The following is a 19,821-nucleotide window of genomic DNA, read 5'->3' as shown; positions in this document are numbered from 1 at the left end:
CCCGCGAAAGCGGGAACCCAGCGAACCAGCGCCGGAACTGGGTTCCCGCTTTCGCGGGAATGACGAGGAAGGGGAAGTGCTGGAACAATGCCCAAACGCGCGGATTTGTCGGATACGTTCTGCCCCGTCGGCCGGTCGGCGGAATTGCTCGGCGACCGCGCGGTGCTGCTGATCCTGCGCGATCTGTTCTTCGGGCGGCGGCGCTTCGAGGCCATCGCGGCGCACACCGGGCTCGGCCCGCAACTCGTCTCGGCGCGGCTCAAGCTGATGGAAAAGGAGGGGGTGGTCGCGCGCCATGCCTATCAGGCGCGCCCGCCACGCCATGAATATCGCCTGACCGCGAAAGGCAAGGATCTGTTCGACGTCCTCTATGCGATGCGCAACTGGGCCGAACGCTGGGCTTATGAGGAGGGGGAGAAGGGCGCGGGTCCGGCGATGCGCTACACCCACCGCGCTTGCGGCGCCGACGTCGGCACTGCGACCGTTTGCCCCGGGTGCGGCGAGCTATTGCGCTATGGCGATCTGAAAGGGGAGCCGTCGGCGGCGCTCAAAGCCGAGCAGGCGGCCAAGGCTGGCTGATCAGGCCTTTTCCAGCGTGCATTGCAGCGGGTGCTGGTTCTGCCGCGCGGCGTCCATCACCTGGTTCACCTTGGTCTCGGCGACCTCGTAGCTGAACACGCCGCACACGCCGACGCCCTGCTGGTGGACGTGCAGCATCACCTGCGTCGCCTGTTCGATATCCATGTTGAAGAAACGCTGGAGCACCATCACGACGAATTCCATCGGCGTATAATCGTCGTTGAGCAGCAGCACCTTGTACATCGAGGGCTTTTTCGCCTTGGCGCGGGTGCGCGTCGCGATGCCGACGCCGGGGCTGCCGGGCGAGCCGTCGTCCTTGTCCGCCATGGCGCGGACATTCTTTGACTCCGCCATGGCGCGGACCGGCTGGATGGTCGAAACTGGAAACATCATCGCAGGAATATCGCAAGCCGCGGCCGAAGCGCAAGGGGCGCGGTCGCGGATTTTAACCTCTTGTTCGCCAGCGGGCGGCGCCAAAACAAGAACCGCCCGCTTCCGGGGAAGCGAGCGGCCCTGAGGTGTCGGCGCAGGCGGGGAGAGGGAGGGGAGTTGCCCGCGCCAACGATGGAAGAGAGGGCGCTTAGGCGGCCTTCATCTTCGAAGTGATGACCGAAACGCGGTTCGAGATCGGCGCGAAGCTGTCGTTCGTCAGCTTGACGACGAGTTCGCTGGTCTTCGAGGTCTGCGCAACGGCGGCGTCGAACGCCTTCTTGCTGTTTTCGGCGTAGAGCTTGAAGAAGTCGGCCGGGGTCTTGACGGCGGTATAGCCCTTCAGCGCGGCGGTCGTGTCTTCGAAGCTCTTGCGGGCGAAGCTCACGCCTTCCTGGCCGAGCGTTTCGATGCCCTTGGCAGCGATCTTGCCCGATTCGACGAGGGCTTCGACGTTCGCCTTGTTGAACTCGACGGCTTCTTCGGCGAGCTTGCTCGACTTCGCGAACGCTTCCTTGGCCTTCTCGTTGAAGTCGGCGGTCAGGGCTTCGGCGCGGGTCTTCGCTTCGTCGGCGAACTTCTTGACGGTGTCGTTCATGGTCTTCAGTCCTTTGGTGGCGAGAGCGGCCGGCTTCGGCGCGGCTTTCGCGGGCTTGGGGGCAATGGTCTTCGCAGCCGCCTTCTTGGGGGCGACCTTTTTGGCTGCCGGCTTTGCGGCTTTCTTTTGGACCGGCTTGGCCTTCGCCGCGACAGTCTTGGTTTTCACGGGCGCCGGGACCGGCGCTGCGGGCGCAGCCTCGACCGGAACGGCGGGAGCAGCCGGCTTGGCGGCGGTTTCCAGCGTCGCGGCTTCGAAAGCCTTTTCGGCACTATCCATCTTGGTAGCCATCGGACAACTCCTTTATGTTGCACTGCACAATATAGGAGCGGATCGGCGATTTCAAGCAAAAATTTGTGCAATGCACAAAAATTGCTGCAAGGCCGGTCCGATGCGAGTATATTTCCCCGATATTACCGCTGTTTGACGTAACGGCCGGGCGCGTCCTCGATCGCCTTTTTCTTGCCCTTTCCGGGGATGCGTGCGCCTTTGGCGGCGGTTTTCGCGTCATCCTGCTGTGCGATCCAGCCAATCCAGTGCGGCCACCAGCTGCCCTTGGTCTCGGTCGCGCCCGCAACGAAATCGTCGAGCGTCGCGGCCGCATCGTCGCCGGTCCAATATTGATATTTGCCCGCAGCGGGCGGGTTGACCACGCCAGCGATATGTCCCGACCCCGCGAGGACAAAGGTTTTGCGGCCCGACAGATGATCCATCAGCCGCCAGACGCTGGCGAGCGGCGCGATATGGTCCTCGCGCCCGGCCTGGATATAGGCGGGGGTCTCGATCTTCCTGAGGTCGATCGGCGTCCCCATCACCGACAGGCTGTTCGGGATCACCAGCCGGTTGTCGCGATAGAGATCGACCAGATATTGCCGGTGCCATTTCGCGGGCAGATTGGTGACGTCGCCGTTCCAATAGAGGAGGTCGAAGGGCGGATAGTCGTTGCCGAGCAGATAATTGCTGACGACATAATTCCAGATGAGGTCGCGCCCGCGCAGGCTGTTGAAGGTCGCCGCCATATAGCGCCCGTCGAGGAAGCCGCCGGCCGACAGCTGCTGGAGCAAAGTCAGATAGCTGTCGTCGACGAACATCTTGAGGTCGCCCGCCAGCTCGAAATCGACCTGCGCGGTGAAAAAGGTCACCGACTTGACCTTGCCCGCCTCTTCGCGCGCCGCGAGCATCGCCAGCGTGGCGGCGAGCGTGGTACCGGCGACGCAATAGCCGATCGTGTGGACGTGCGGCACGTCCAGCAACTCGCGCACCGTATCGATCGCATCGACCTGCGCCGCGACATAATCGTCCCACACGACCTCGCTCATCGACGCGTCGGCCGACTTCCACGACACCATGAAGACCGAAAGGCCTTGTTCGACCGCCCAGGCGACGAAGCTTTTCGCTGGATTGAGGTCGAGGATGTAGAAGCGGTTGATCCACGGCGGGAAGATGACGAGCGGGACGGCGAACACCTCCTTCGTCGCCGGCGCGTAGTGGATCAGCTGATAGAGATCGGTCTCGTGGATCACCTTGCCCGGCGTCGTCGCGATATTGACCCCGACCTCGAAGGCGTCGGGATCGACATGCGAAAGCTGCCCGCGCGACAGGTCGGCGAGCATATGCTTGAGGCCTTTTAGCAGGCTTTCGCCGCGCGTCTCGACCGCGCGCTTGATTACTTCGGGATTGGTGATCGCGAGGTTCGAGGGCGAGAGCGCCTCGGTCATGCTCTTCGCCGCGAATTCCATCTTCGCGCGCGCGTTCTCGTCGAGCCCCTGCATCGTGCGGGTGGTCGTGAGCAATTGTTCGGCGAGCAGTCCATAGGTCTGACGGATCAGCGCGAAGACGGGGTTTTCCGTCCAGTCGGGATCGGCAAAACGCTTGTCTTTCCGCGGGTCGGCATCGGGCGCGAAAGAGGGCTGGATCGTCGCGAGCGAGGTCCAGAAGGCGACGCCCTGCTCCCACAGTTTCGACGATTGCTCGGCCCACGCTTGCGTCGTCGGATTCTGCAGCCAGTGCGCGGGGTCGAACAGGCTCGCCGCGGCACTGTTGCCATCGTTCGCCTGGCCCAGCGCATATTCGAGCATCATCTGCTGCGCGCGGCCCATCACGCTCGCCCAATGCTGGATGTCGTCGGGCGACGGCATGAAGGGATTCGGCGCTTCTCTCGTGTCGTTCTTGGCCGTGTCGCTCATGCTCGTTCCTGCTGGTCAGTGCGGATATAATGCCTATAACAAGCCGCGACGCGGCTGGCGAGATTGCCGCTCGCGTCAATCAAACGCACACGAAAAGGAGTTGTTCTAGTTTCCCATGTCCGAAGATGAATTCTATCGCATCAAGCGCCTGCCGCCCTACGTCATCGCCGAAGTGAATGCGATGCGTGCGGCCGCCCGCGCCGCGGGAGAGGACATCATCGACCTGGGGATGGGCAACCCCGACCTGCCGCCGCCCGCGCATGTGATCGAGAAGCTCTGCGAAGTCGCGATGAAGCCCGACGCGCACGGCTATTCGCAGTCGAAGGGCATTCCGGGCCTCCGCCGCGCGCAGGCCAATTATTACGGCCGCCGCTTCAACGTCGACCTCGATCCCGAGAGCGAGGTCGTGGTGACGATGGGGTCGAAGGAAGGGCTCGCCAGCCTCGCGACCGCGATCACCGGCCCCGGCGACGTCGTGCTCGCGCCGAACCCCAGCTATCCGATCCACACCTTCGGCTTCATCATCGCCGGCGCGACGATCCGCAGCGTTCCGACGACCCCCGACGAGAATTACTGGCGCGCGCTCGACCGCGCGATGGCCTTCACCGTGCCGCGACCGTCGATCCTCGTCGTCAACTATCCGTCGAACCCGACCGCCGAGGCGGTAGACCTTGCCTTTTATGAGCGGCTCGTCGCCTGGGCGAAGGAGAATAAGGTCTGGGTGCTGTCGGACCTCGCCTATTCGGAGCTTTATTACGACGGCAATCCGACCCCCTCGATCCTGCAGGTTCCGGGCGCGAAGGACGTCGCGGTCGAATTCACCTCGATGTCGAAGACCTATTCGATGGCGGGCTGGCGCATGGGTTTCGCGGTCGGCAACAAGCGGCTGATCGCGGCGATGACGCGCGTCAAATCCTATCTCGACTATGGCGCCTTCACCCCGATCCAGGCCGCGGCCTGCGCGGCGCTCAACGGCCCGCAGGACATCGTCGCCAGGAACCGCGAGCTTTACCAGAAGCGCCGCGACGTGATGGTCGAAAGCTTCGGCCGCGCGGGCTGGGAGATTCCGAGCCCGCCCGCGTCGATGTTCGCCTGGGCGCCGCTGCCCCCCGCACTCAAGGACATGGGAAGCCTCGAATTTTCGAAGCAGCTTCTGACCCATGCCAAGGTCGCGGTCGCGCCGGGCGTCGGCTATGGCGAGGACGGCGAAGGCTATGTCCGCATCGCGATGGTCGAGAATGAGCAGCGCATCCGCCAGGCGGCGCGCAACGTGCGCAAATTCCTGGCGATGCATGGCGTGAACACGCCGTCGGTCGCGACGGGGGGATGATGGACCTCGACGCCGGCGCGATTGCGCAGACGATCCAGCTGTCGGTCACGCCGGTGTTCCTGCTGGTGGCGACCGGCAGCCTGCTCAACGTCATCGCGGGGCGGCTGGCGCGCGTCGTCGATCGCTCGCGCCATCTGATGCAACGCTGGGCCGATACCGAAGGCGTCGAGCATGAGCGCATCGTCGCCGAACTGCGCATCGCCGACCGGCGGATGAAGATCATCAACAATTCGATCCTCTCCGCCGTGGCGTGCGGGATCGTCGTCTGCCTGCTCGTCGCCTTGCTGTTCACCCAAGCCTTTACAGGCGCCAATCTGGGCGTCGCGGCGTCCTGGGCCTTTGCCGTTGCAATGCTGTTGCTGCTCGTCTCGCTGATCCTCTTTCTCGTCGAGGTGCGGCTTGCGGTGCGCGCGATCCACGTGCCGATGGAATTGCTCGAGCTGGAAGACAGGGACTGGAAGCAGCGGCGCGACCGGCGCTGACCAGCCGAAAATTTTTTCCATGCGTCGCGCGGCGGTGGCCGTAGCGGCAATTGGCCGCGCGCATTTTCGGCGCGCTCGAACGGCGTTGACACCTCTCCCTCTGGTCTGCTCCCTTGGCGGCGGGAGATAGGAATGACCGATAAAGCCGCCTTGTCGCAGGGCCTTGCCGCGCCGGCCACCGGCGTTTCCGCGCAGACGCGGACGATGCTGTGGATTCTGCTGATCGTCTATATCTTCAATTTCCTCGATCGGCAGATCGTCAACATCCTCGCCGAGCCGATAAAGGCCGATCTCGGGCTTTCGGACACCCAGCTCGGCCTGCTCGCCGGTCCCGCGTTCGCCGTCTTCTATGCGCTGCTCGGCATCCCGATCGCGCGCTACGCCGACAAGGAGGGGACGAACCGCGTGCGGCTGATCGCGCTCGCGCTCGCCATCTGGTCGGCGATGACCGCGGTGTGCGGGCTCGCGCAGAATTTCGTCCAACTGCTGTTCGCGCGCATCGGCGTCGGCGTCGGCGAAGCAGGGTGTACTCCTTCGGCGCACTCGTTGATCTCGGACAGCGTCGCGCCCGAAAAACGCTCGTCGGCGATCGCCTTCTACGGGCTCGGCGTGCCGATCGGCTCGCTGCTCGGGCTGATCATCGGCGGGATCGTCAACGACCTCTATGGCTGGCGCATCGCGCTGATGCTCGTCGGGGCACCGGGGTTGCTGCTCGCGCTCGTCGTGCTGTTCGCGATGCGCGAGCCGCGGCACAGCCGCCCTGCCGCAACCGCGGCCGATGGGGCACCCGCGGCGCGGCTTTCGACCGGCGAGGCGATGCGCGAAATCTTCGCCTCGCGCGCGTTCGTCTATATATTGATCGCCTCGTCGGTCGTCGCTTTCCTCGGTTACGGCAAGGCGCTGTGGACGATCAGCTTCTTCATCCGCAGCCACGGGCTGTCGACGACCGAGGCGGGGCTGTCGATGGCGGTCGTGCTGGGGTTGGCGGGCGTGTTCGGCACCTGGCTCGGCGGCAAGGCGGCGGACAGGTTCGGGCCGCGCGACAAGAAGCATATATTGACCTTGCCCGCCTATGGCATGGCGCTTGCGGCGCCGGTGCTGTTCCTCGGCTATTATATGGACAATTGGATGATCGCCGTCGCGCTGCTGATCGTCCCGACGATTCTCAACTCGGCCTATTACGGGCCCGCCTATGGCTGTGTGCAGGGGCTGGTGCGACCGCAGGCGCGCGCCGTGGCGGCTTCGATCATGCTGTTCGGCCAGAATCTGATCGGGCTGGGGTTCGGGCCGTTCCTGTTCGGCGTCCTTTCGGATGCGCTGGCGCCGGCCTATGGACAGGAAAGCGTGCGCTACGTCCTCTATGGCGCGGCGTGGCTAGGCCTTATCCCCGCCTTCTTCTTCTGGCGCGCCAGCCTCCGGCTCAGCCGCGAACTCAAGTCGGGTTAATAGGGCGGGGCGACCTTCGCGCGCTGCGCCCTCGCGGCGTCGATCCACCAGTTGAGGTCGTCGGCGAAGCGCGGGAATAGCCGTTCGAGTTGCTTGCCTTCGTCGCCCGTGGGCTGGCCTTCGGCATCGAAGGTCTTGCCGATGCGCGCGACGGGCAGGATCGACGAAATCACCGCCATGCCCATTTCGCCCAATATGTCGCGCCACCCCATCATCGAACGCACTCCGGCGAAGGATCCCGCCGAGTAGCAGGCGATCGCCGCGGGGCGCCAGAACCATTCCTCAAGAAAATGATCGGTGAGATTCTTGAGCCCCGGTTGCGGCCCCCAATTATATTCGCCGGTGACGAACAGAAATCCGTCGGCGGCGCGGATTTTACCGGCAAGTTCCTCCATCGCCGCCGGCGCCTCGCCCTTCGGATATTCCTTGTACATCCGGTCGAGCATCGGCAGGCCGACCGCCTTCGCATCGATCAGTTCGGCGCTGTCCCCGCGCGCCGCGATGGCCTCGACGAGCCAGCGCGCGAGCTTGATGCCCTGCCGGTCGCGGCGATAGCTGCCGTAGAAGACGAGAATGTTTCGGGCCATGCCGCTAGGTGGCACGGCTTGCACCGAAACGGAAGTGTCCTAAGCTATCGCGGGAAAAACCTTGGGGGAGGGATTTATGCGCGTCTATCGCACGCCGGACGACTATTTTTCGGAACTGCCGGACTGGCCCTATGCGCCGAAATATGTCGAGGTCGCGGACGGGCTTCGCGTCCATTATGTCGATGAGGGCGCGGCCGGGGACCAGCCGGTGTTGATGCTGCACGGCGAACCGACCTGGGCCTATCTCTATCGCAAGATGATCGGCCCGGCGGTTGCAGCGGGGTTTCGCGTCGTCGCGCCCGATCTGATCGGGTTCGGCCGGTCGGACAAGCCGCTTGACCGTGACGCTTACAGCTATGCGGCGCAGGTCGCATGGATGCGGCAATGGATCGAGGCGCTCGACCTCAAGGATATGATCCTCGCCTGTCAGGATTGGGGTTCGCTGATCGGCTTGCGCCTCGTCGCGGAAATGCCCGAACGCTTTGCCGGGGTGGCGCTGTCGAACGGGGGATTGCCCGAGGGGCAGCCGGCGCCGCGCGCCTTTGCGATCTGGCGTGCTTTTTCGCGCTATAGTCCGCTCTTTCCGATCGGGCGGATCGTCAATGCCGGGGCGCAAAAGCGGCTGACACCGGCGGAAATCGCGGCCTATGACGCGCCCTTCCCGACGCGCGCCTCCAAGGTTGCGGCGCGGGTGTTCCCGTCCTTCGTCCCGCTGGGCGACAATGTCGCGGTGCCCGACCAGAAGCGCGCCTGGGCGGCGCTCGAGGCGTTCGACAAGCCCTTCCTCTGTTGCTTCACCGACGGCGACCCGATCACGCGCGGCGGCGATGCGCTGTTCACGAGCCGCGTTCCCGGCGCGCGCGGCATGGCGCATCGCACGCTGACGGGCGGACATTTTGTGCAGGAGAATGACCCGGCGGGTTTCGTCGCGGCGATCCGCGACGTTGCGGCGGCGGGCCTTAATCGCTGAACGGATCGCGGATCAGGATCGTGTCCTCGCGCTCGGGGCTGGTCGACACGAGCGCGATCGGGGTTTCGATCAGCTCCTGCACGCGCTGGATATATTTGATCGCCTGCGCGGGCAGGTCGGCATAGCTGCGCGCGCCCGCGGTCGATTCGTGCCAGCCGTCCATTTCCTCGTAGATCGGCTCGACCTCGGCCTGATCGGCGGCGTGGCTCGGGAAATAGTCGAGGATTTTGCCGTTGAGGCGATAGCCGGTGCAGATGCGAACGCGATCGAAGCCGTCGAGCACATCGAGTTTGGTAATGCACAGGCCGGTAATGCCGTTCAGGCGCACCGAACGCTTGAGCGCGGCGCCGTCGAACCAGCCGCAGCGGCGCTTGCGACCGGTGACGGTGCCGAATTCATGCCCGCGCTCGCCGAGCCGCTGGCCGGTCTCATCCTCGAGCTCGGTCGGGAAGGGGCCGCTGCCGACGCGCGTCGTATAGGCCTTGGCGATGCCGAGCACGAAGCCGACCGCCGAGGGGCCGAGACCCGAGCCCGACGCCGCGGTGCCGCTGACCGTGTTCGAGCTGGTGACAAAGGGGTAGGTGCCGTGGTCGATGTCGAGCAGCACGCCCTGCGCGCCTTCGAACAGGATGCGCGCGCCGGCCTTGCGGACCTTCTTGAGCCGCTTCCAGACGGGCTGGGCATATTCGAGCACATAGTCGGCGATTTCGCGGAGGTCGGCGATCAGCCGCTCGCGGTCGATCGGCGGCTCGCCGAAACCGGCGCGCAGCGCGTCGTGATGCGCGGTCAGGCGGTCGAGCTGCGGTTCGAGCTTGTCGAGATGCGCGAGGTCGCAGACGCGGATCGCGCGGCGGCCGACCTTGTCCTCGTAAGCCGGGCCGATGCCGCGGCCGGTGGTGCCGATCTTGCCCGCGCCCGCGGCGGTTTCGCGCAGCGCGTCGAGGTCGCGGTGAAAAGGCAGGATCAGCGCGCAATTGTCAGCGATCGCGAAATTCTCGGGGTTGATGGCAACGCCTTGGCCGCGCAGCTTGGCGATCTCGTCGCGCAGCGCCCACGGGTCGAGCACGACGCCGTTGCCGATGATCGACAGCGTGCCCGTCACGATGCCCGAAGGGAGGAGCGACAGCTTGTAGACCTGCTCGCCGACGACGAGCGTATGGCCGGCATTGTGACCGCCCTGGAAGCGGACCACGGCGTCGGCGCGGCTGGCGAGCCAGTCGACGATCTTGCCCTTGCCCTCGTCGCCCCATTGCGACCCGATGACGGTAACATTTGCCATGATGCTGTCCTGCTGAGCGAGGCCCTTCCGGCCCGGCGCGGCCTTAGCGGATTTGGCTGCAGAGGCAAGGGCGGGCGTGAATTTGCGACATTGCCGTGTGGCACCGGCTATCCGGCAACGGCGTCGGCCGATGGCTGGTTGAAGCGATCGTTCCTGTTGTAAATCAACCCGGTCATCCTACATGAGGCCGGGCGACGCCGCTTGCCCCGGCGTGGCGACCCATTCGACCAGACCGATTAACGCGTTGCACGATTGAATGTCGTGCCGCTCCTTTTTTGCGAGCGAATTTGGAAGGATATTCTGTGACCGAACCCAACGCCCCCTACCACGCCCATATCTATTATGACCCCGCTGAACGCGCTGCGGCGTCCGCGCTGCGCGACGATTTGGGCAAGGATCCGGCAATTTTGTTCGTCAGTCCGATGGCGGATCGCCCGGTCGGCCCGCACTCGATCGCGCAATATGAGGTGCATTTTCTGGCGCGGTCGCAGGACGCCATTATCGCGGCGATCGAACCGACAGGGCTGCGCGCGCTGGTCCACCCGCTGACCGATGACGATCTCGCCGATCATACGACGTTGGCGCACTGGATCGGCGAACCGGTCGAACTCGATCTGACGGTGCTCGATCCGCCGGGGCATAACAAGGGTGTCGCGCGGTTCGGGGGGCGGGGTTTTTGATCCATTTCGAGATCCCGGCGAAGCCTGTCCTGAGCGCTTGCAAGGCAGTCGAAGGGGCCGGGATCTCGCCGGGGGTTCCAAAGGCGATGGTGAGATTCCGGCCTGCGCCGGAATGACGAAGCGAGGGCTAGGCCTCGATCGGCCCGTCGGGGCCGAGGCGCCAGCCGCAGCCGAGTGCCTTGGCGTCGTCGCCGTCGGATAGCGCCGCCACAGTCTGCCAATCGTCGGCGCGCAGGCTTGCGGCGAGCGCGGGGTCGTGGCCGAGCGGCAGGAAGATGCGGCGCTCGGCCTCATTTTCGGCGCCAAGCCCTGCGTCGATCAGCGGATCGGGATAGAGCGAGAAGCCGACCGCCGATTCTTCCTGTTCGCCGACGAGAATTGAATAGCCGCCGCCGCGGCCGACCGCGTCGCCTTGTCCGGGCACGAAAATCTGAAAGCCGAACCAGCTCTGATAGGCGAAACCGTGGCGCTCGGTCGGATCGAGCGTCAGCGTCACGCGGTCGCGGATCGGCGCGGCGATCGCTTCGAGCGCGTCGATGCGGGCGGTGAGGGTGCCGGTGGTGTCGAAGGCGCGGAGGTCGGCAATCGCTTGATCGAACGGTCCCGTGGCGCGCAGCAGTGGCAGATAGGCTTCGGCGCCGATCCGCGTCAGCGCGCCGGCGTCCTTGGCGTCGAGTTCGTCGCGGAGCTGCTGGAGGTCGGTATCGACCGGCAAAGGCCCGCCCGCAAGCAGGTCGACGACGTCGGGCAGGGTGAAATCGATCGTGACGGGGCCGATACCGGCGGCTTCGAGCGCGTCGATCGCGACGGTGACGATCTCGCGCGCCGCGGCGACGCTGTCGCTGCCGATCAGTTCGGCGCCGACCTGCAGCATTTCGCGCGCGGGGCGGAGCTGGCTGGCGCGCAGCTTCACGACCTGCCCGGCGTAGCAGAGGCGCAGCGGGCGTGGCGCCTTGGCGAGCAAGGAGGTCGCGATGCGGCCGACCTGCCGCGTGATGTCCGGGCGCAGCGCGAGCGTGCGCTGCGACACCGGGTCGGTGAAGCGCAGCAGGTCGCGCGCCTGCCGGTCTTCGTCGCCGCCGAGCGTCTCGCGAAACTCGGCGAGCGGCGGTGCGACGCGGCCATAGCCATGCGCGCGCATCGCATCGACGAGCGCGCGGGTGACGCGCGACGCGGCTTCCGCCTGGCGGGGGAGGCGATCGCGGAGGCCTTCGGGCAAAAGGGCAGGGGCCTTGGTCATGGGTGGCTCTCCTACGCGGTGATCGCGTATTGGGAAAGCCCCTCCCCTTCAGGGGAGGGGTTGGGGTGGGGGCCATCGGCCTTGCGCAAGGCCGATGGCCCCCACCCGCTGCGACTAGGCAGCAAGCTGCCAAGTCTCGCTGCCCTCCCCTGAAGGGGAGGGCGTGTTGTGGTTCAGAACTTCAGCCCCTTCACCGTCTTCACGCCGGGAAGCTGGCAGAGCTGCCACAGCAGCGGCTCGGGCATCGGCGAATCGAGCGACAGCAGCAGCACCGCTTCGCCGCCCGCGGCGCGGCGGCCGAGGTGGAAGGTGCCGATGTTCAGCCCCGCCTCGCCGAGCGCGGTGCCGATGCGGCCGATGAAGCCCGGCGCATCCTCGTTGACGATGTAGAGCATGTGGCCGTCGAGGTCGGCCTCGACCTGGATGCCGAACATTTCGACGAGGCGCGGTTCGTTGTTGCCGAACAGCGTGCCCGCGACCGAGCGGTCGCCCGCTTCGGTCGCGACGGTGACGCGGACGAGCGTATGATAATCGCCCTCGCGATCGTGGCGCACCTCGCGCACATCGAGACCGCGTTCGCGCGCGAGGTGCGGGGCGTTGACCATGTTCACGCTGTCCGAATAGCGGCGCATCAGGCCGGTCAGCACCGCGGCGGTGATCGGCTTGAGGTTCAACTCGGCGGCGGCGCCCTCGACCTCGATCGAGATATGCGTGAGATTGTCGTGCGCGAGCTGGCCGACAAGGCTGCCGAGCTTTTCGGCGAGGCTCATATAGGGACGCAGCTTCGGCGCTTCCTCGGCCGACAGGCTGGGGACGTTAAGCGCGTTGGTGATGCCGCCGGTGAGCAGATAGTCGCTGATCTGCTCGGCGACCTGGATCGCGACATTGACCTGCGCCTCGTCGGTCGATGCGCCGAGATGCGGGGTGCAGATGAAGTTCGGGGCGCTGAACAACGGATGATCCGCCGCCGGCGGCTCTTGTTGGAACACATCGAGCGCCGCGCCCGCGACATGACCCGATTCGAGTGCGTCCTTCAGCGCGGCTTCGTCGATCAGCCCGCCGCGCGCGCAGTTGATGATCCGCACGCCCTTCTTCGCCTTGGCGATATTCTCGGCCGACAGGATATTGCGCGTCTGGTCGGTCAGCGGGGTGTGCAGCGTGATGAAATCGGCCTTGGCGAGCAAGGTGTCGAGATCGGCCTTTTCGACGCCGAGCTCGATCGCGCGCTCGGGGGTCAGGAAGGGGTCGAAGGCGACGACCTTCATGCGCAGCCCCAGCGCGCGCTCGGCGACGATGCTGCCGATATTGCCGCACCCGATCAGGCCGAGCGTCTTCGAAGTGAGCTCGACGCCCATGAAGTCGTTCTTCGGCCATTTGCCCGCCTGCGTTCCCGTGTTCGCTTCGGGAATCTGGCGCGCGAGCGCGAACATCATCGCGATCGCATGTTCGGCGGTGGTGATGCTGTTGCCGAAGGGCGTGTTCATCACGATGACGCCCTTCTTCGACGCTTCCGGAATGTCGACATTGTCGACGCCGATCCCGGCGCGGCCGACGACCTTCAGCTTCGTCGCGGCGGCGAGGACGTCGGCGGTGACCCTGGTGGCCGAGCGGATCGCGAGGCCGTCATAATCGCCGATCATCGCGATCAGCTCGTCCTTGGTCTTGCCGGTGATCACGTCGACCTGGATGCCGCGTTCCTTGAAGATCGCTTCGGCTTTGGGGTCCATCTTGTCGGAAATCAGAACTTTGGGTGCGGTCATGTTTTGTCTCCGTCATCCCAGCGAAAGCTGGGATCGTTGGGAATGGGGATGATCGATAGCGGTCCCAGCTTTCGCTGGGACGACGTCAAGCGTTGAGCGAGGCGTAAGCCCAGTCGAGCCACGGGCCGAGGGCTTCGACATCGGCGGTGTCGACGGTCGCGCCGCACCAGATGCGCAGGCCCGGAGGCGCGTCGCGGTAACCCGCGATGTCATAGGCCGCGCCTTCCTTTTCGAGCAGCCCGGCGAATTTCTTGATGAAATCCGCGTCGGCGCCCGCGACCGACAGGCAGACCGAGGTCTTCGAGCGGCTGGCGGGGTCGGCGGCGAGATGGCTCAGCCACTCGCGTTCCGAAACGATCTTGTCGAGCGCCGCGGCGTTCGCATCGCTGCGTGCCTTGAGGCCGTCGAGACCACCAAGCGATTTCGCCCATTCGAGCGCGAAGATCGCATCCTCGACCGCGAGCATCGACGGGGTGTTGATCGTTTCGCCCTTGAACACGCCTTCGGCCAGCGCGCCCTTCGACATGAGGCGGAACACCTTCGGCAGCGGCCAGGCCGGGGTGTGGGTTTCGAGCCGTTCGACCGCGCGCGGGCCGAGGATCAGCACGCCATGGCCGCCTTCGCCACCGAGCACCTTCTGCCAGCTGAAGGTCGCGACGTCGATCTTGTCCCACGGCAGGTCGTAGGCGAACACGGCGCTGGTCGCGTCGGCGAAGCTGAGGCCGGTGCGGTCATCGGCGATCCAGTCGCCGTTCGGCACGCGGACGCCCGACGTGGTGCCGTTCCAGGTGAAGAGGATGTCGTTCGACCAGTCGACCTGCGTCAAGTCGGGAAGTTCACCGTAATCGGCGCGGATGACAGTCGGATCGAGCTTGAGCTGCTTCGCGGCATCGGTGACCCAACCTTCACCGAAGCTTTCCCAAGCCAGCGTGGTGACCGGGCGGGCGCCCAGCATCGTCCACATCGCCATTTCAAAGGCGCCGGTGTCGGAGCCCGGAACGATGCCGATGCGGTGCGTGTCGGGAAGCTGCAGCATCTCGCGCATCAGGTCGATGCAATATTGGAGGCGCGTCTTGCCGATCTTGGCGCGATGCGAGCGGCCCAGCGATTCGGTGTTCAGTTTTTCGGGGGACCAGACCGGCGGCTTGGCGCAGGGTCCGGAAGAAAAATAGGGGCGCGTCGGGCGCACCTGTGGCGTCGTCACTTCACTCATCATAGTCTCTCCTTGCAGAGAGCGCGCGCGGCGTTGGGACCGCGTGGCCCGGCGCCGCGTTTAGGGTCGGGCGCGCAACTGTCAAACAAATTGCACGGACCGCGCGAAATTTTCGACGAGTGGAGAAAATAGTATACAGCTTGTTAACCATTTCGTCGGTAATTTGACGCCCATGCCGATCCCGACTTTCCTGAAGCCCCGGATCCTGATCGCCGCCACCGCGGCGCTCGCGCTTTCCGCCTGTTTCGGAACGCCCGAGGCGATGAAGAACAGCGGCGGGAAACGGACGTCGGCGAGCAAGTCGAGCCGCCCGCAAGCCGTCGGCACCCCCTCCTTCACCAGCGCCGAGGCGCAGCAATGCGCCTTCGACCTCAAGCAGGCCGGTGTGCGGTTCACCCCGCTGCCGAACGAAGATCATGGCGGTGGCTGCACCTCGATCGATTCGGTCAAGCTGCTCGACGTCGGCGTGCCGGTGTCGGGGCTAGGCGCGATGACCTGTCCGCTCGCGAAGAATTTCGCCGCCTGGGCACAATATGCGGTGAAACCCGCGGCGCGGAAATATTTCGGCACCGAAGTCGTGAAGATCGAGACTTTCGGCACCTATAGCTGCCGCAACATCTATGGCGGCCGTTCGGGGCGGCTGTCGCAGCACGCCTATTCGAACGCGGTCGACGTGTCGGGCTTCATCCTCGCCGACGGCCGCCGCATCATGCTTGACGGGGGCTGGGACGGCGACAAGCCGTCGCAGGACTTTCTGCGCGCGCTGCACAAATCGGGCTGCCGCCGCTTCGGCACCGTGCTCGGTCCCGATTACAACGCCGCCCATTACAATCATTTTCACTTCGACATGAGCGGCAACGGCTACTGCCGGTGACCATTGATCCTCCCCGTCGCGCAGCGATGGGGAGGTGGCAGCGCGAAGCGCTGACGGAGGGGCGATAGCGCCGACGTTGCTGGCCCCTCCACCATTCGCTTCGCGAACGGTCCCCCTCCCCATGGCTTCGCCACAGGGAGGATCGGAAGGGCCCAGTCTTGGCAAAGTCACGCGGAGCGGCTAGCCGCTCGTTAATGGCAGAAGATAAACAACCCCATCGTTCGCGTTTCCACAAAGCCAAGGACGACGCGCAGTTCGCCAAACAGGCGACGACCACCCCGCAGACGGCGCACCCCGCATATAAACTCGCATTCCAGGACAAGGATTTCCTGCTGCGCGAGGATCTGCGCCCGGTTCGCTTCCAGCTCGAACTGCTCAAGCCCGAACTGCTGCTCGACGAAGCGGGGATCGAATCGACGCTGGTGATCTATGGTTCGGCGCGCATCCCCGAACCGTCGGAAGCCGACGCGCTCGAGACCGCGGCGACCGATGACGCGCAGCGCAACATCGCCCGCCGGCTGAAGGCGAAGGCGAAATATTATGACGAAGCGCGCGCTCTCGCGCGGCTCGCAAGCCAATATCCGTGCGACGATAAGGGTTGCCGCCATTTCGTCGTCTGTTCGGGTGGCGGGCCGTCGATCATGGAGGCGGCGAACCGCGGCGCCGCCGACGAAGGCCGCGAATCGATCGGGCTCAACATCGTGCTGCCGCACGAACAGGCGCCGAACCGCTTCGTCACCCCGTCGCTGAGCTTCCAGTTTCACTATTTCGCGCTGCGCAAGATGCACTTCCTGCTGCGCGCGCGCGCGGTCTGCGTCTTCCCAGGTGGCTTTGGCACGTTCGACGAGATGTTCGAGCTTTTGACGCTGATCCAGACGGGCAAGATCAAGCCGATCCCGATCGTGCTGTTCGGCAAGGAGTTCTGGCGCCGCGTGGTCAATTTCGAGGCGCTGGTCGAGGAAGGCGTGGTGAGCGCGCGCGACCTCGATCTCTTCCAGTTCGTCGAGACCGCGGACGAGGCGTGGAAGATCATCACCGACTTCTACGCGAACATCGAAGAGCATCATTGAGAGCAACGTCGCCCCCGCGCAGGCGGGGGCCGCTGGAGGTTTGGACTCCGATCATTCTTGTCTGAATCGTCATCCCGGCGAAGGCGGGGATCTCGCCGGTGCGTCAGATTGCAAGGTCGAGATCCCGGCCTTCGCCGGGATGACGAAGAAGAGACGGTGCTGCACGCTCCAATCCGGCGTTGCTGCGCAAGGCCGATAGCGGCCCCCGCCTTCGCGGGGGCGACGGTTATTTCTGTTCTTCCAGATACAGAATCAGCGCCTTGCGATCGGTCGCGTCGATCACCCCGGCAAAGGCCATGCGCGTGCCGGGGACGTCCTTCATCGGCGCTTTCAGATAGGCGTCGAGCGTCGCTTCGTTCCAGACGCCGCCCTTCGCCTTCATCGCGCCCGAATAGGAAAAATCGGGTTTCGACGCGACAGGCGCGCCGACGACGCCGTGCAGATTGGGACCGATGCCGTGGGAGCCGCCTTTTTCGACCGTGTGGCACGCGACACAGCGCCGGAAAACCTGTTCGCCCATCGCCGCGGTCGGTGCGACCGCAGGACCCGCCTCGGCGGCTTCGCTCGCCGCGGGCGCGCTATCGGCCGGGGGCTCGCTCTTGCCGCAACCGGCGAGGGCCAGTGCGCCCGCCAGCAGCACGGGCGCGAGGCGCATTATTTCTTGGCTTCGGCCGGGGCGGGCGCGGCGGCGTCGGAAGCCGGGGCGGCTTCGCCCTCGGCGGCCGGGGCAGCGGCCGCTTCGCCTTCCGCCGGAGCGGCGCCCGCTTCTTCCGCCGCGGGGGCGGCTTCGACGGGCGGCAGCGGCAGGTTCGAACCCTGGCTGTTCAGATAGACGATCAGGTTGGCGCGATCCTCGGGGTTGCTGAGGCCCGCGAACGACATCTTGGTGCCCGGGGCATATTTGCGCGGGCTCTTTACCCATTCGTCCATGCCGGCGAAGTCCCAGTTGCCCGGAACGCCCTTCAGCGCCGCCGAATAATCGAAGCCGGGGACATGGCCGTGCGGCTTGCCGAGCGCGCCCCACAGATTCGGGCCGATGCCGTTGGCGCCGCCCGAATTGATCGTGTGGCACGCGGCGCATTTCGCGAACACCGCTTCGCCCTTCGCCGGGTCGGCGGCGGCGAGCAGGTTGGCGAGCGGCACGGCCGATTCGCCGCCACCGGCGCCGGCCTCGGCATCTTCGATCGGGTAACCGGGCTTTTCGGGGGCGTGGCTGGCGAACAGCATCTGCGACCCGATCGTCAGGCCCAGTGCGCAAATGCCGGCGAACAGCACCCAGCCGGCAATAGTATTGTTGCGATCGTCCATGCTCTAGCAGCCCCGTTAGCTGGCGCCCGCTTGCGGGGCGCATCTTTGATTTGGAGGCTCCCTTACTGGCGCGGCGACGGCGGCGCAAGGGGATGAAATCGCCCGAAGAGCCGAAGGCCGAAGGTCCGGTTGCGTGTGGCGGGCGGGGCGGCTATGCGCCGCGGCTCCACCCTGGGAAGGCAATCGATGGGCAGCTATTCGGCTTCGGCGCAGCATCTGGTCGACGAAATGCGGGCGGTGGCGCTCGCCGAGCCCGCGCGCGGGCTGGCGTTTCAGGGCGCGCCGGGCGCGAACAGCGACCTCGCCGCGCGCGAATATGACCCGAACTCGCTGCCGATGCCCTGCTATGCGTTCGAGGATGCGATCGATGCGGTGCGCGAAGGCCGCGTCGACCGCGCGATCATTCCGATCGAGAACAGCCTGCACGGCCGCGTCGCGGACATTCATTTCCTGCTGCCCGAATCGGGCCTGTCGATCGTCGGCGAGCATTTCCTGCCGATCCGCTACGGCCTGATGAGCCGCGATCTCGGCCCCGTGACGCGCGCGATGAGCCACGAACAGGCGCTCGGGCAATGCCGCCATTGGCTCCGCGCCAACCATATCGCGCCCGTCGCGCACAGCGACACCGCGGGCGCCGCGGCGTGGGTCGCCGACAGCGACGAGGTCGGCCTCGCCGCGCTCGCGCCGCCGCACGCGGCCGCGCTTTACGGCCTGACGCTGCATGGCACCGGGATGGAAGACGCCGACCACAACACGACGCGCTTCGTCGTGCTGGCGCGCGAGCCGCTGACCGATTTCGCGGGGATCGAGGGGCCGCTGATGACGACCTTCATGTTCGAGGTGAAAAATATCCCCGCCGCGCTTTACAAGGCACTTGGCGGCTTCGCGACCAATGGCGTCAACATGACCAAGCTCGAAAGCTATCAGACCGGCGACAGTTTCGCGGCGACGCAATTCTATTGCGACATCGTCGGGGCGCCGGGCGACGAGCGGGTCGACCGCGCGCTCGAGGAACTCGATTTCCAGACCAAGTCGCTGCGCCTGCTCGGCACCTATGCTCAGGCGCGCGAGCGGCGCTGAGCGTTGGCGGCACCGGCCCGCTTCCTCGATCTCAGTTGCCCCGGCGGCGGAGCATTCGGGCGGTCGCCGACGTCTGGACGATGAAGAGCGTGACGAGGACGCTCGCGACGACGAGCGCGAACAGGTCGAAGGGCGAGAAATTGGTGCCGGGGATGTCGCTGGCGCCGACGACCGGCATCAGCGCGGTCATCGCCATCAGCATCAGCCGCAGTTCGGTCGGCCCGCCCGCCATATAGGACAGGCGGAATTCGCCGAGGATCTTCGCCGAAATGAAGGTGTGGATCGACAGCAGGAAATAGCCGATCACCCCCATAAGTGCGACGTCGAGCCGCATATAGGGGCTCATGCCGATCGCGCTGATCATCAGCAAGGTTGCAATCGCATCGACGCTGTGATCGACGAAATAACCGTAATTGGGCCGCTCGATCCCGCGCCAGCGCGCGAGGCTGCCGTCGAGCGAATCGCCGAACCAGTTGACGATATAGCCGGCGAGCGACAGGCCGAGCCATTCGCTGTCGAACCAGCTGAGCAGATAGCCCGCCGCAACAAGCACCGCGCCCGCGAAACCCAGGGTGGTGAGCTGATCAGGCGTGACCCATGCCGGAAGGCGCGCGCACAGCCAGTTGAGCAGACGCCGCTCGCTGCGCGCGAGGATGTTCTGCTGGATGCGGACCGGCGCCTTCGCGACGGGTTCGAACTTGCTCATGTGG

The 19,821-nt window shown here is 65.6% G+C and carries 20 protein-coding genes; 9 read left to right on the top strand and 11 right to left on the bottom strand.

Annotated elements, in window-relative coordinates; translation table 11 throughout:
• Positions 1-105 precede the first annotated feature (105 nt).
• On the top strand, positions 106-579 hold the full coding sequence (locus QZL87_RS12890) for a helix-turn-helix domain-containing protein (protein WP_295320011.1): 474 nt from the start codon (positions 106-108) through the stop codon (positions 577-579).
• Here QZL87_RS12890 and clpS read toward each other — a convergent pair whose 3' ends face one another.
• The 3 genes from clpS to phaC all read right to left on the bottom strand — a co-directional run bounded on the left by clpS (position 580) and on the right by phaC (position 3,792).
• Positions 580-906, bottom strand: coding sequence for an ATP-dependent Clp protease adapter ClpS (gene clpS, locus QZL87_RS12885; protein ID WP_235211521.1), 327 nt, complete (start codon positions 904-906; stop codon positions 580-582).
• Between the two features lie 253 nt (positions 907-1,159).
• Positions 1,160-1,897, bottom strand: coding sequence for a phasin family protein (locus QZL87_RS12880; protein WP_295320009.1), 738 nt, complete (start codon positions 1,895-1,897; stop codon positions 1,160-1,162).
• A 122-nt stretch (positions 1,898-2,019) separates the two neighbouring features.
• Positions 2,020-3,792: a class I poly(R)-hydroxyalkanoic acid synthase gene (gene phaC / locus QZL87_RS12875; RefSeq protein ID WP_295320007.1), complete on the bottom strand. Its 1,773-nt coding sequence runs from the start codon at positions 3,790-3,792 to the stop codon at positions 2,020-2,022.
• Positions 3,793-3,907: 115 nt separating this feature from the next.
• On the opposite strand from phaC, the gene QZL87_RS12870 reads away from it, so the two are divergent.
• From QZL87_RS12870 to QZL87_RS12860, 3 genes are all read left to right on the top strand, one after another.
• Positions 3,908-5,122, top strand: coding sequence for an LL-diaminopimelate aminotransferase (locus QZL87_RS12870; RefSeq protein ID WP_295320004.1), 1,215 nt, complete (start codon positions 3,908-3,910; stop codon positions 5,120-5,122).
• Positions 5,122-5,604 (top strand): DUF2721 domain-containing protein, encoded by a 483-nt coding sequence (locus QZL87_RS12865; RefSeq protein ID WP_295320002.1) that lies wholly within the window; start codon positions 5,122-5,124, stop codon positions 5,602-5,604. Before QZL87_RS12870 ends, QZL87_RS12865 begins: the two co-directional genes overlap by 1 nt.
• A 132-nt stretch (positions 5,605-5,736) precedes the next feature.
• The gene (locus QZL87_RS12860; RefSeq protein WP_295319999.1) at positions 5,737-7,050 is read left to right on the top strand and encodes an MFS transporter; all 1,314 of its coding nucleotides are present in this window, start codon (positions 5,737-5,739) and stop codon (positions 7,048-7,050) included.
• Here QZL87_RS12860 and QZL87_RS12855 read toward each other — a convergent pair.
• Positions 7,047-7,637, bottom strand: coding sequence for an NADPH-dependent FMN reductase (locus tag QZL87_RS12855; RefSeq protein WP_295319997.1), 591 nt, complete (start codon positions 7,635-7,637; stop codon positions 7,047-7,049). The two genes, QZL87_RS12860 and QZL87_RS12855, sit on opposite strands and share 4 nt — an antisense overlap.
• Positions 7,638-7,713: 76 nt before the next feature.
• Here QZL87_RS12855 and QZL87_RS12850 point away from each other — a divergent pair, with 76 nt between their 5' ends.
• Positions 7,714-8,607 carry a haloalkane dehalogenase gene (locus QZL87_RS12850; RefSeq protein WP_295319995.1) on the top strand — a complete coding sequence of 298 codons (894 nt, stop codon included), beginning with the start codon at positions 7,714-7,716 and terminating at the stop codon, positions 8,605-8,607.
• Here QZL87_RS12850 and QZL87_RS12845 read toward each other — a convergent pair.
• A complete protein-coding gene (locus QZL87_RS12845; RefSeq protein ID WP_295319993.1) occupies positions 8,597-9,886 on the bottom strand; it encodes an adenylosuccinate synthase in 1,290 nt (429 codons plus the stop codon). The genes QZL87_RS12850 and QZL87_RS12845 overlap by 11 nt on opposite strands.
• A gap of 302 nt (positions 9,887-10,188) precedes the next feature.
• On the opposite strand from QZL87_RS12845, the gene QZL87_RS12840 reads away from it, so the two are divergent.
• Positions 10,189-10,566: a DOPA 4,5-dioxygenase family protein gene (locus QZL87_RS12840; RefSeq protein ID WP_295319991.1), complete on the top strand. Its 378-nt coding sequence runs from the start codon at positions 10,189-10,191 to the stop codon at positions 10,564-10,566.
• A gap of 127 nt (positions 10,567-10,693) precedes the next feature.
• On the opposite strand, the gene QZL87_RS12835 is transcribed toward QZL87_RS12840, so the two are convergent.
• The 3 genes from QZL87_RS12835 to QZL87_RS12825 form a co-directional block, all read right to left on the bottom strand.
• On the bottom strand, positions 10,694-11,806 hold the full coding sequence (locus QZL87_RS12835) for an ATP phosphoribosyltransferase regulatory subunit (RefSeq protein WP_295319989.1): 1,113 nt from the start codon (positions 11,804-11,806) through the stop codon (positions 10,694-10,696).
• 173 nt (positions 11,807-11,979) lie between these two features.
• A complete protein-coding gene (gene serA, locus QZL87_RS12830; protein WP_295319987.1) occupies positions 11,980-13,566 on the bottom strand; it encodes a phosphoglycerate dehydrogenase in 1,587 nt (528 codons plus the stop codon).
• An 85-nt stretch (positions 13,567-13,651) separates the two neighbouring features.
• A complete protein-coding gene (locus tag QZL87_RS12825) occupies positions 13,652-14,779 on the bottom strand; it encodes a phosphoserine transaminase (RefSeq protein ID WP_295326879.1) in 1,128 nt (375 codons plus the stop codon).
• Between the two features lie 172 nt (positions 14,780-14,951).
• Here QZL87_RS12825 and QZL87_RS12820 point away from each other — a divergent pair, with 172 nt between their 5' ends.
• Both QZL87_RS12820 and QZL87_RS12815 read left to right on the top strand, forming a co-directional pair.
• The gene (locus tag QZL87_RS12820) at positions 14,952-15,653 is read left to right on the top strand and encodes an extensin family protein (protein ID WP_295319984.1); all 702 of its coding nucleotides are present in this window, start codon (positions 14,952-14,954) and stop codon (positions 15,651-15,653) included.
• Between the two features lie 194 nt (positions 15,654-15,847).
• Positions 15,848-16,723 carry an LOG family protein gene (locus QZL87_RS12815; protein ID WP_295319982.1) on the top strand — a complete coding sequence of 292 codons (876 nt, stop codon included), beginning with the start codon at positions 15,848-15,850 and terminating at the stop codon, positions 16,721-16,723.
• A gap of 226 nt (positions 16,724-16,949) precedes the next feature.
• Here the strand turns inward: QZL87_RS12815 and QZL87_RS12810 are convergent, their stop codons facing one another.
• Positions 16,950-17,378, bottom strand: coding sequence for a cytochrome c family protein (locus tag QZL87_RS12810; protein ID WP_295319979.1), 429 nt, complete (start codon positions 17,376-17,378; stop codon positions 16,950-16,952).
• Positions 17,378-18,031, bottom strand: a complete 654-nt coding sequence (locus QZL87_RS12805) for a cytochrome c family protein (protein ID WP_295319976.1) — start codon at positions 18,029-18,031, stop codon at positions 17,378-17,380. The genes QZL87_RS12810 and QZL87_RS12805 overlap by 1 nt, the downstream gene beginning before the upstream one ends.
• A gap of 186 nt (positions 18,032-18,217) precedes the next feature.
• Here QZL87_RS12805 and QZL87_RS12800 point away from each other — a divergent pair, with 186 nt between their 5' ends.
• Positions 18,218-19,111 (top strand): prephenate dehydratase, encoded by an 894-nt coding sequence (locus QZL87_RS12800; RefSeq protein WP_295319974.1) that lies wholly within the window; start codon positions 18,218-18,220, stop codon positions 19,109-19,111.
• A 31-nt stretch (positions 19,112-19,142) separates the two neighbouring features.
• Here the strand turns inward: QZL87_RS12800 and QZL87_RS12795 are convergent, their stop codons facing one another.
• Positions 19,143-19,817 (bottom strand): CDP-alcohol phosphatidyltransferase family protein, encoded by a 675-nt coding sequence (locus QZL87_RS12795; protein ID WP_295319972.1) that lies wholly within the window; start codon positions 19,815-19,817, stop codon positions 19,143-19,145.
• Positions 19,818-19,821: the final 4 nt, after the last annotated feature.

This window comes from uncultured Sphingopyxis sp. (assembly GCF_900078365.1).
Taxonomy (GTDB): domain Bacteria; phylum Pseudomonadota; class Alphaproteobacteria; order Sphingomonadales; family Sphingomonadaceae; genus Sphingopyxis.
The sequence above is the reverse complement of the archived record's forward strand: the minus strand, read 5'-3'. Positions and strand labels throughout refer to the sequence as shown.

Bases quoted from the DNA above. Each gene is read 5' to 3' on its own strand.
- clpS (WP_235211521.1), bottom strand. From the start codon at position 906: ATGGCGGACAAGGACGACGGCTCGCCCGGCAGCCCCGGCGTCGGCATC.
- QZL87_RS12880 (WP_295320009.1), bottom strand. From the start codon at position 1,897: ATGGCTACCAAGATGGATAGTGCCGAAAAGGCTTTCGAAGCCGCGACG.
- phaC (WP_295320007.1), bottom strand. From the start codon at position 3,792: ATGAGCGACACGGCCAAGAACGACACGAGAGAAGCGCCGAATCCCTTC.
- QZL87_RS12870 (WP_295320004.1), top strand. From the start codon at position 3,908: ATGTCCGAAGATGAATTCTATCGCATCAAGCGCCTGCCGCCCTACGTC.
- QZL87_RS12865 (WP_295320002.1), top strand. From the start codon at position 5,122: ATGGACCTCGACGCCGGCGCGATTGCGCAGACGATCCAGCTGTCGGTC.
- QZL87_RS12860 (WP_295319999.1), top strand. From the start codon at position 5,737: ATGACCGATAAAGCCGCCTTGTCGCAGGGCCTTGCCGCGCCGGCCACC.
- QZL87_RS12855 (WP_295319997.1), bottom strand. From the start codon at position 7,637: ATGGCCCGAAACATTCTCGTCTTCTACGGCAGCTATCGCCGCGACCGG.
- QZL87_RS12850 (WP_295319995.1), top strand. From the start codon at position 7,714: ATGCGCGTCTATCGCACGCCGGACGACTATTTTTCGGAACTGCCGGAC.
- QZL87_RS12845 (WP_295319993.1), bottom strand. From the start codon at position 9,886: ATGGCAAATGTTACCGTCATCGGGTCGCAATGGGGCGACGAGGGCAAG.
- QZL87_RS12835 (WP_295319989.1), bottom strand. From the start codon at position 11,806: ATGACCAAGGCCCCTGCCCTTTTGCCCGAAGGCCTCCGCGATCGCCTC.
- serA (WP_295319987.1), bottom strand. From the start codon at position 13,566: ATGACCGCACCCAAAGTTCTGATTTCCGACAAGATGGACCCCAAAGCC.
- QZL87_RS12825 (WP_295326879.1), bottom strand. From the start codon at position 14,779: ATGAGTGAAGTGACGACGCCACAGGTGCGCCCGACGCGCCCCTATTTT.
- QZL87_RS12820 (WP_295319984.1), top strand. From the start codon at position 14,952: ATGCCGATCCCGACTTTCCTGAAGCCCCGGATCCTGATCGCCGCCACC.
- QZL87_RS12815 (WP_295319982.1), top strand. From the start codon at position 15,848: ATGGCAGAAGATAAACAACCCCATCGTTCGCGTTTCCACAAAGCCAAG.
- QZL87_RS12810 (WP_295319979.1), bottom strand. From the start codon at position 17,378: ATGCGCCTCGCGCCCGTGCTGCTGGCGGGCGCACTGGCCCTCGCCGGT.
- QZL87_RS12805 (WP_295319976.1), bottom strand. From the start codon at position 18,031: ATGGACGATCGCAACAATACTATTGCCGGCTGGGTGCTGTTCGCCGGC.
- QZL87_RS12800 (WP_295319974.1), top strand. From the start codon at position 18,218: ATGGGCAGCTATTCGGCTTCGGCGCAGCATCTGGTCGACGAAATGCGG.
- QZL87_RS12795 (WP_295319972.1), bottom strand. From the start codon at position 19,817: ATGAGCAAGTTCGAACCCGTCGCGAAGGCGCCGGTCCGCATCCAGCAG.